General features: G+C 63.1%; 11 protein-coding genes. 4 read left to right on the top strand and 7 right to left on the bottom strand.

Translation table 11 applies throughout. From position 1 onward, the window contains the following. From N5D53_RS12100 to N5D53_RS12085, 4 genes are all read right to left on the bottom strand, one after another. On the bottom strand, positions 1-297 hold a 297-nt coding region (locus tag N5D53_RS12100), incomplete at its 3' end, for a HopJ type III effector protein (protein WP_279840361.1). Beyond that, entirely contained in the window at positions 290-586 is a 297-nt protein-coding gene (locus N5D53_RS12095; protein ID WP_010955294.1) for a DUF1244 domain-containing protein, read from the bottom strand. The genes N5D53_RS12100 and N5D53_RS12095, both read right to left, overlap by 8 nt. A gap of 9 nt (positions 587-595) precedes the next feature. After that, a complete protein-coding gene (gene folM / locus N5D53_RS12090) occupies positions 596-1,333 on the bottom strand; it encodes a dihydromonapterin reductase (protein WP_010955293.1) in 738 nt (245 codons plus the stop codon). A 33-nt stretch (positions 1,334-1,366) separates the two neighbouring features. Beyond that, positions 1,367-1,927, bottom strand: coding sequence for an antibiotic biosynthesis monooxygenase (locus N5D53_RS12085; RefSeq protein WP_266023155.1), 561 nt, complete (start codon positions 1,925-1,927; stop codon positions 1,367-1,369). A 219-nt stretch (positions 1,928-2,146) separates the two neighbouring features. Here N5D53_RS12085 and N5D53_RS12080 point away from each other — a divergent pair, with 219 nt between their 5' ends. After that, on the top strand, positions 2,147-3,082 hold the full coding sequence (locus N5D53_RS12080) for a MerR family transcriptional regulator (protein ID WP_041167076.1): 936 nt from the start codon (positions 2,147-2,149) through the stop codon (positions 3,080-3,082). On the opposite strand, the gene N5D53_RS12075 is transcribed toward N5D53_RS12080, so the two are convergent. Continuing rightward, positions 3,067-3,684, bottom strand: coding sequence for a hypothetical protein (locus tag N5D53_RS12075; protein ID WP_064491632.1), 618 nt, complete (start codon positions 3,682-3,684; stop codon positions 3,067-3,069). The two genes, N5D53_RS12080 and N5D53_RS12075, sit on opposite strands and share 16 nt — an antisense overlap. A 59-nt stretch (positions 3,685-3,743) precedes the next feature. Next, complete coding sequence (locus N5D53_RS12070; protein WP_014592344.1) at positions 3,744-4,172, bottom strand: PAS sensor domain-containing protein; 429 nt, start codon at positions 4,170-4,172, stop codon at positions 3,744-3,746. A gap of 115 nt (positions 4,173-4,287) precedes the next feature. Between N5D53_RS12070 and N5D53_RS12065 the strand changes: the two genes are divergently transcribed. After that, the gene (locus tag N5D53_RS12065; protein ID WP_064491630.1) at positions 4,288-4,743 is read left to right on the top strand and encodes a flavodoxin; all 456 of its coding nucleotides are present in this window, start codon (positions 4,288-4,290) and stop codon (positions 4,741-4,743) included. Positions 4,744-4,764: 21 nt separating this feature from the next. On the opposite strand, the gene N5D53_RS12060 is transcribed toward N5D53_RS12065, so the two are convergent. Beyond that, positions 4,765-5,646, bottom strand: a complete 882-nt coding sequence (locus N5D53_RS12060; RefSeq protein WP_064491629.1) for a LysR family transcriptional regulator — start codon at positions 5,644-5,646, stop codon at positions 4,765-4,767. 97 nt (positions 5,647-5,743) lie between these two features. Here N5D53_RS12060 and N5D53_RS12055 point away from each other — a divergent pair, with 97 nt between their 5' ends. Next, the gene (locus N5D53_RS12055; protein ID WP_020192814.1) at positions 5,744-6,130 is read left to right on the top strand and encodes a CidA/LrgA family protein; all 387 of its coding nucleotides are present in this window, start codon (positions 5,744-5,746) and stop codon (positions 6,128-6,130) included. After that, positions 6,120-6,806, top strand: a complete 687-nt coding sequence (locus tag N5D53_RS12050) for an LrgB family protein (RefSeq protein ID WP_010955287.1) — start codon at positions 6,120-6,122, stop codon at positions 6,804-6,806. The genes N5D53_RS12055 and N5D53_RS12050 overlap by 11 nt, the downstream gene beginning before the upstream one ends. Positions 6,807-6,900 lie beyond the last annotated feature (94 nt).

Below are 6,900 nucleotides of genomic sequence, written 5' to 3'. Positions count from 1 at the left end.
CAGTCCGTGTTTGATCAGTGCACGGATGTTGCCATGGTCGCTGCCCTCAGGCGTGGCCAGCACATCACGGTAGTGCTCGCCGAAGGCCAGCAGTGCTTCCTGGTCGCTCAGCCCTTCAAGCAAGGCCAGGCCCAGGGTTTTGCACGAACCTTCGTTCTGCCCTGCCGCATTCTCCACACCGCCGTTATTGAAGGCCTGCGGCTGGTAGCTGAAGTTGTCGGCAATGAACGCCAAGGTATCGGCAAATACATGTTGGCCGCTGGCCAGGCTTGCGCGCAGGGTATTCAGGTCAGTCACGAGGTTTTCCTTTTTCGAACGCCGCTTGTTGTTCGGCGCTGGCTTCTTTCTGGTATTGGGCTTTCCACTCGGCGTAGGGCATGCCGTACACCGCTTCGCGGGCATCATCCAGGCTCAGGTCCAGCTGACGCTCGTCAGCGGCGGCCTTGTACCACTTGGACAGGCAGTTGCGGCAGAAACCGGACAGGTTCATCAGGTCGATGTTCTGTACATCGGTGCGCTTTTGCAGGTGTTCGACCAGGCGCCGGAACGCGGCGGCCTCGAGCTCGAGCTGTTGCTGTGGGGTCATGGTCTTCTCTCAAGTCATGCGGTTCTTCAGGTGGCGGCCACCGTTGATGACCACCTGGCTGCCGGTGCTGTACTGGCTGGCGAGCAGGTACTTGACGGTCTCGATCAGCGGGCCGGCGCCGGGTTCGAACTCCAGCAGGGCCTTTTTCAGGGTTTGCTGGCGGTAGGCGTCGTCACCCCCTTCCTTGAGGATCAGCAGCCCAGGCAGGATACCGTTCACACGCACCTTGGGCGCATATTTTTCGGCGAATGACAGCACCATGTTCTGCAGCGCGGCCTTGGTGGCGGCGTAGCCGATGTGGCTTTTACTGCCGCGCGAGGAGGTTTCGTCGCAGATGTGGATGATGTCGGCCTTTTCCACCTTGGCCAGCAGGTCGCCCAGGGCCAGGTTGAGGTGGTAGGGCGCTTCGACGTGCAGGCGGAACATGGTCTCGAGGTTGTCGAGGCCGTCGTCGAGCCATAGCGAGGCGTTGTGGATGATGGCGCGCAGTCCGTCGTAACGATCGTGCAGGTGATCGATCAGCGCCTGGCGGTCGCCCGCCTGGCACAGGTCGGCCTGAAACTGCACGATGTTGGGGTGGGCTGCCTGCGGCTGGATGCTGCGGCTGGCACTGACCACCGTATGGCCGGCCTGTGCCAGTTCGAGGGCCAGGGCCAGCCCGACGCGCTGGCTGGCTCCGGTAACGAGAATGGGGCTGTTCATGTTCGGGGTGGTCAACTTGTCTGTCCTTTGGTTGCCACCCAGCATACCCGAACTGTTTCCCTGTTGTATGGCCTGGCCTCAGCGGCTGCGCAAGGCGCCGGCAGTGGCCGGGGAGGCATGCAGCCAACTGGCTAGCAGGCGGGTGGACAGCGGGATGAACAGGTACACCATGACCGGCGTCAGGGCCAGGGTGCTGAGCAGTACCCGGGGCACGAGGTCGAGTGCCGTCAACCAATGGCCGAACAGCAGGTTGAAGGCCAGCGAAACTGGGAAAAACGCCAGCCAGATGGCCACGGCCTGCTTCCAGCGTGGCGGTTTCCGCACCGTGTTGGTGCCGAACCAGTCGTCGATACCGCTAACGCGCGCCTCTTTGGGGCGTTCGAACAGACCGTTGCCGCGTTGTAACCATGCGCGGCGAGAGGCGGAGTGCTCCCAGGCAAGCAGCGTCGGCTCGTCGCTGAAGCGGAAGATGATCTGAAATTCGTCGCCATCCCGGGGCGGGGCAAGGATGCCCGAGCCGAGGTAGCCAGGGAAGTCGGTGGCCAGCTGTTCGCCTTCGTGCAGCCAGGCCAGCAGGTCCTGGTAGCGGCCATGGGCGGCGCGGCGCGACACCATGAGGGTGACGGGTGGGGTAGACATTGTGTATCTCCTGGCAACGGGGCTGGCGGGTAGCTGGCCCTTTGGCTGTGTGGCCCGGGGTGGTGGGCGACGCAGTCGTGCATGCAAGAATCGGGCACGCATTATCGCGAAGTTGCGTTCCTCGGCAACTATCAGCTGGCAAACGGTGGGTCCAACAGACCGACACGGTCGTAGTAAGCTATGTGCACAGTTTTTACGCACTCAGGGTACTTCGTGCAGATGAACGAGCAGGGACGTAAACCGGTGATCGATGCGAGTTTCGAGCAGCAGGAGCTGTTTCCGATTCGTGAAGTGTCACGCTTGACCGGTGTCAACGCCGTGACCCTTCGCGCCTGGGAACGCCGTTATGGGCTGATCCAGCCCATCCGTACCGACAGTGGCCACCGCCTGTATTCCCTGGCTGATATCGATGAAATCCGCCGTATCCTCGGTTGGCTGGAGCGCGGCGTGGCGGTCAGCAAGGTGGGCAGCATTCTCGCTCGCGACAATGCGCTCTCCGGGCAGGCTGGCGGCGCGGTGGACGCCTGCCTGCGCTGGCAAAACCAGATTCGCCTGGCGGTACAACACTTCGATGTGGCGAGCCTGAATCGCCTCTATGACGAGGTGTTCGCGGCCAGCACCCTGGACCAGGTTTTCGCCGATGTGTTCATGCCGGTTTGGCATGACATGGTCGTTCGGCAAGGCGGCTATGGGCAGGCCAGCGAATGGCTGTTCTATGACCAGTTCCTGCGCGGTCGGGTTTTCGCCCGCTTGCAGCTGGCCCGTGTGCCGTGTAGCCGCACCGTGCTCTTGGCGCCATTGCCGGGGCAGTGCCATGAGCTTGAGTTGCTGGTAACCAGCCTGATACTGGGCAGCGACGAAACACGCGTGATCCCACTGGCTAACGGGCAGCCGCTGCAAGAGCTTGCGCTGGTCTGCGAACGGCTGAAGCCGGACGCCCTGGTGCTGTTTTCCCATCAGTCCCCCACAGCAGAACTCGCCCGGCACTTCAAGCGCCTGGCATCGATGCTGGAATGCCCATTGTTACTGGCCGGTGAAGCGGCGGAAGCGGTACAGGACAGCCTGGCTGGCAGCCCTGTAGCCTGCCTGGGCGCGCAGGGCAGTGTGATGCGTCAGCGCTTGCGGCAGTTTCTGGCCCGTCAGCTCGATACTTGAGTGTGCAGTTCGGGGTGGGCGTGGCGGTGGGCCTGGAGGATGTAGTCGCGCAGGCGTTCGATTTCTTCGGCTGGGCTTTGGCCGAGGTCGTAGGCAGCCAGGTCCGTGCCGATGCGCCGGCCCAACACACCATGCAGTTCGATCGGGGTGATGCCGCCCGGGGCGAAGCGCAGCTCGAAGCGGGCGGGGGCTGTTGGCAAATCACGGACTTCCAGCAGCACGCCTTTGAAGGAAATCTCGCGCACCCACAGGCCACTTGCCTCGTCATGGGCATCGAGCAGTGCGCTCGGCTGGTCCAGCGACAAGCGCCATGGGCGCAGCATGGGGCCGTCTTCGTAGATTTCCGGTGATCCCAGCTGCAGGTGCAGGGCGTGGAACTCGTCCTCTACCAGCTGCAGGGGAAAACTGATCTGCTGGTTGTTGAACTGGGCCTGCAAGGTCACCTGCTCGTTAGCCACCAACCGGGTGAGCAAGCTTTGTATGCGGCGGTCGCCATTGACCAGCAGGCTCGACATGGTGTCAGCCAGGTTAAGTTGCGGCGAATGCTGCATGTTCTGTATGAAATCCAGCTCGTCCTGGGTCAGGAGCGCGTCTGCTTGCATGATCGAACTCGGTGGTGGCGATTTCTTCAACGGAATTGACCGTGCGTGGCGGACTTGGTTCAGGCGCGTTCGTCGGGTTTCGGACGAGCGCGCAGTTCTGCAAGCTCCCGTTCCAGTTCGACCTGGCGGCTGACGTCCTTCTGGATGCCGATGAAGTAGGTGCGCTGGTCGAAGTCGCTCTTTACCGGCGTGATCGACAGCTCGTTCCAGAAGGCGCTGCCATCCTTGCGATAGTTGCGCAGTACCTCGCGGCATGGGCGGCCTTCGGCCATGGCCTTGCGGATGCGTGCGCGGCCAAGCTGGTCACGGTCGTCACCCTGCAGGAACCGGCAATCCTGGTAGAGAATCTCGTCACGGCTGTAGCCAGTGAGGCATTCGAAAGCGGCGTTCACGTAAATCAGGATGGTGTCGTCGCCTTCCTTTTCGGCAACCACGATGCCGTCATTGGACGCATCGACCATCGATTGCAGCAATTGCGCGTTGATCATGTCCGGGCCATTGGTAAAGAAAAACGGAAGATGGCGACGTGGGTAACGGCGGCCTTTTGCCAGCGTTGAATGCTAGTATCCTACGTTTTCACTCAGTTTCGGAATCCTCTACCCGATGAAAGTCGCCATTATTTCCGGCTCGGTCTATGGCACCGCCGAAGAAGTCGCCCGTCATGCTGAATCGCTGCTCAAGGCGGCGGGGTTCGAGGCCTGGCATGCTGCGCGTGCCACCCTTCAGGATCTTCAGGGCTTTGCCCCCGACGCCTTGCTGGCCGTGACCTCTACCACCGGCATGGGTGAGCTGCCGGACAACCTCATGCCGCTGTACAGCACCCTTCGCGACACACTGCCCGCGGCCTGGCGCGGCCTGCCTGGCGCGGTGATCGCCTTGGGCGACTCCAGTTACGGCGATACCTATTGCGGGGGTGGCGAGCAGATGCGTGAGCTGTTCGCCGAACTGGGCGTGCGCGAAGTGCAGCCAATGCTGCGCCTGGATGCGAGCGAGACGGTGACCCCGGAAGCGGATGCCGAGCCTTGGCTGGCTGAGTTGGTGAGCGCACTGAACGCCTGACCCGGCACCTGTGCAGGCGTGTTAGCCGTGGGGCTCGCGCAACAAGGCCAACCACGCCTGCGCCGCCCGTGACAGGTAGGCGCCGCGCCGCCAGATAAACGCGATATCCCAACGCAAATCCTCCTGCGCATGCAACGGCACACGCACCACCCCGGGGCGCTCCAGCGCTTTTGCCACCACCCGGGGCAGCATCACCACGCCCTGGCCCGCCGCCACCAGCGCCGCCAAAAAATCCGCCTGGCCGCTGCGCCCGCCTTCCTTGGGGGTGAAGCCCTGCTGCTGGCACGCCTTCAGCAGCCGGTCGTTGAGCACGAAACTGCGCTGGTACAGCAGGAACGGTGTATCGGCCAGTTGCCCCAGGCCCACGGCGTCCAGGCCCGCCAGGGCATGGCCAGCCGGCAGCAAGGCATCCAGCGGTTCGTTGCAGAAGGGCTGGTAGTCGAATGCCTCGTCGGTGGGCGTCAAACAGCCGCCCAGTTCCAGTTCGCCACTTCTGACGGCCTGTTCGACGCTGCGGCTGCCGCCTTCGAGCAGCTGGATGGCGATGTTCGGATGGCGTCGCCGGTACTCGGCGAACAAGCCGGCGAACAGCGTGTCGCTGCCAAGCATCGGCAAGCCCAGGCGTAGTTCGCCACGCTCCATCTGGCTGAGATCGTCCAGCTCGTTGAGCAGCGCCTGGCGCTGGCGCAGCAGGGCTTCGCCACGCTCCAGCACGATGCGCCCGGCAGCGGTCAGGTGCAGGTGCGACGCTTGGCGCTCCAGCAGCGGCTGGCCCACATCTTGCTCAAGCTGGGCCACCTGCTTGCTCACGGCCGACTGGCTGATGTGCAGGGTCTGTGCGGCCTGGGTAAAACCGCCACGGTGCACCACTTCGATGAAGCTGCGCAGTTGTTTGAATTCCATTGCTTCGATTCCATTATGGAATGGCAGGCAGTCTAACAATTCGCTTCTGGCCTAGGCAGCCAAATCTTAAAATGAGGGCCTGTCGAGGAACCCCGCCATGAAACCTGCATTATTGAAAAAAGCCCTGCGCCTGCTCGTCGAGCTGGCGGTTCTCTGTGCCCTGTTCCTGCTCGGTGGCCAGATTGCCAGTTGGCTGGGCTGGCCGATCCCCGGTGGTGTGATGGGCCTGGCACTGCTGTTGATACTGTTCGCTTCGGGTGTGCTCAAACCGGCCATGCTGCAATTGGGGGCCGGCTGGCTGATGGCTGAGATGCTGCTGTTCTTCATCCCGGCGCTGATGAGCCTGCTCGACTATGGCGCATTGATCCGTGAAGAGGGCTGGCGCATCTTGCTGGTGATCGCCGTGAGCACGCTGATGGTGATGATAGTGACCGCCATGACTGTTGAGATGGTGTGCCGCTGGAGGCTGCGCCGTGAGCCTTGAACCCATGCCGCTGTTCTGGTTGGCCTTGACCTTGCTGGCTTACCTGGGCAGCCGTTGGTTGTATCGGCGTAGCCAGCGCTACCTGCTGTCGCCGTTGATCCTGGTGCCGGTGTTGCTGCTGGCTGTGGCCGTGCCGCTGCATACGGCCTATGCCGAGTATGCGCGCAACACCCACTGGTTGATGGGCGTGCTCGGCCCGGTGACTGTCGCCTTCGCGGTGCCGATCTGGCAGCAGCGGGCCATGCTGGCGCGCCATTGGCCGGCCCTGATGGTGGGCATGGTAGCCGGCAGCAGTGCCTCGATCGCCAGCTCCTGGGGGCTGGCGCACCTGTTGGCGCTGGACAGCGCAACCAGCCTGTCGCTGGTGCCGCGCTCGATCACCACGCCATTTGCCATGCCCCTGGCCCATGACCTGGGTGGGGTGCCAGAACTGACCGCGGTGTTCGTGATGTTCACCGGCGTGCTCGGTGCCATGTTCGGCGGTGTGCTGTTGCGTTGGCTGCCGCTGCGTACGCCGTTGGCACGGGGGGCGCTGTTCGGTGTTGGCGCGCATGGTGCCGGGGTCAGCCGGGCGCAGGAAGTGGGCCGTGAGGAAGGCTCGGTGGCCGGCCTGGTGATGGTCCTGACCGGGCTGCTCAACCTGTTCGCGGCGCCGTTGTTGGCCTTGCTGCTCTGACCGTTCGTGCCACTGACTCGCTCAGTCATCAAGCTGGCTGGCAACGCAAGTTCCAGCCAATGGGCTGCTGGCTAGACTTTGCCTCGACATAGAG

Origin of the sequence: Pseudomonas sp. GD03862 (genome assembly GCF_029840855.1) — a bacterium.
GTDB lineage: Bacteria > Pseudomonadota > Gammaproteobacteria > Pseudomonadales > Pseudomonadaceae > Aquipseudomonas > Aquipseudomonas alloputida.
This window is presented reverse-complemented; position numbering and strand designations above follow the sequence as displayed.

Coding starts and splice junctions, on each gene's coding strand:
- N5D53_RS12095 (WP_010955294.1), bottom strand. CDS start 586: ATGACCCCACAGCAACAGCTCGAGCTCGAGGCCGCCGCGTTCCGGCGC.
- folM (WP_010955293.1), bottom strand. CDS start 1,333: ATGCTGGGTGGCAACCAAAGGACAGACAAGTTGACCACCCCGAACATG.
- N5D53_RS12085 (WP_266023155.1), bottom strand. CDS start 1,927: ATGTCTACCCCACCCGTCACCCTCATGGTGTCGCGCCGCGCCGCCCAT.
- N5D53_RS12080 (WP_041167076.1), top strand. CDS start 2,147: ATGAACGAGCAGGGACGTAAACCGGTGATCGATGCGAGTTTCGAGCAG.
- N5D53_RS12075 (WP_064491632.1), bottom strand. CDS start 3,684: ATGCAAGCAGACGCGCTCCTGACCCAGGACGAGCTGGATTTCATACAG.
- N5D53_RS12070 (WP_014592344.1), bottom strand. CDS start 4,172: ATGATCAACGCGCAATTGCTGCAATCGATGGTCGATGCGTCCAATGAC.
- N5D53_RS12065 (WP_064491630.1), top strand. CDS start 4,288: ATGAAAGTCGCCATTATTTCCGGCTCGGTCTATGGCACCGCCGAAGAA.
- N5D53_RS12060 (WP_064491629.1), bottom strand. CDS start 5,646: ATGGAATTCAAACAACTGCGCAGCTTCATCGAAGTGGTGCACCGTGGC.
- N5D53_RS12055 (WP_020192814.1), top strand. CDS start 5,744: ATGAAACCTGCATTATTGAAAAAAGCCCTGCGCCTGCTCGTCGAGCTG.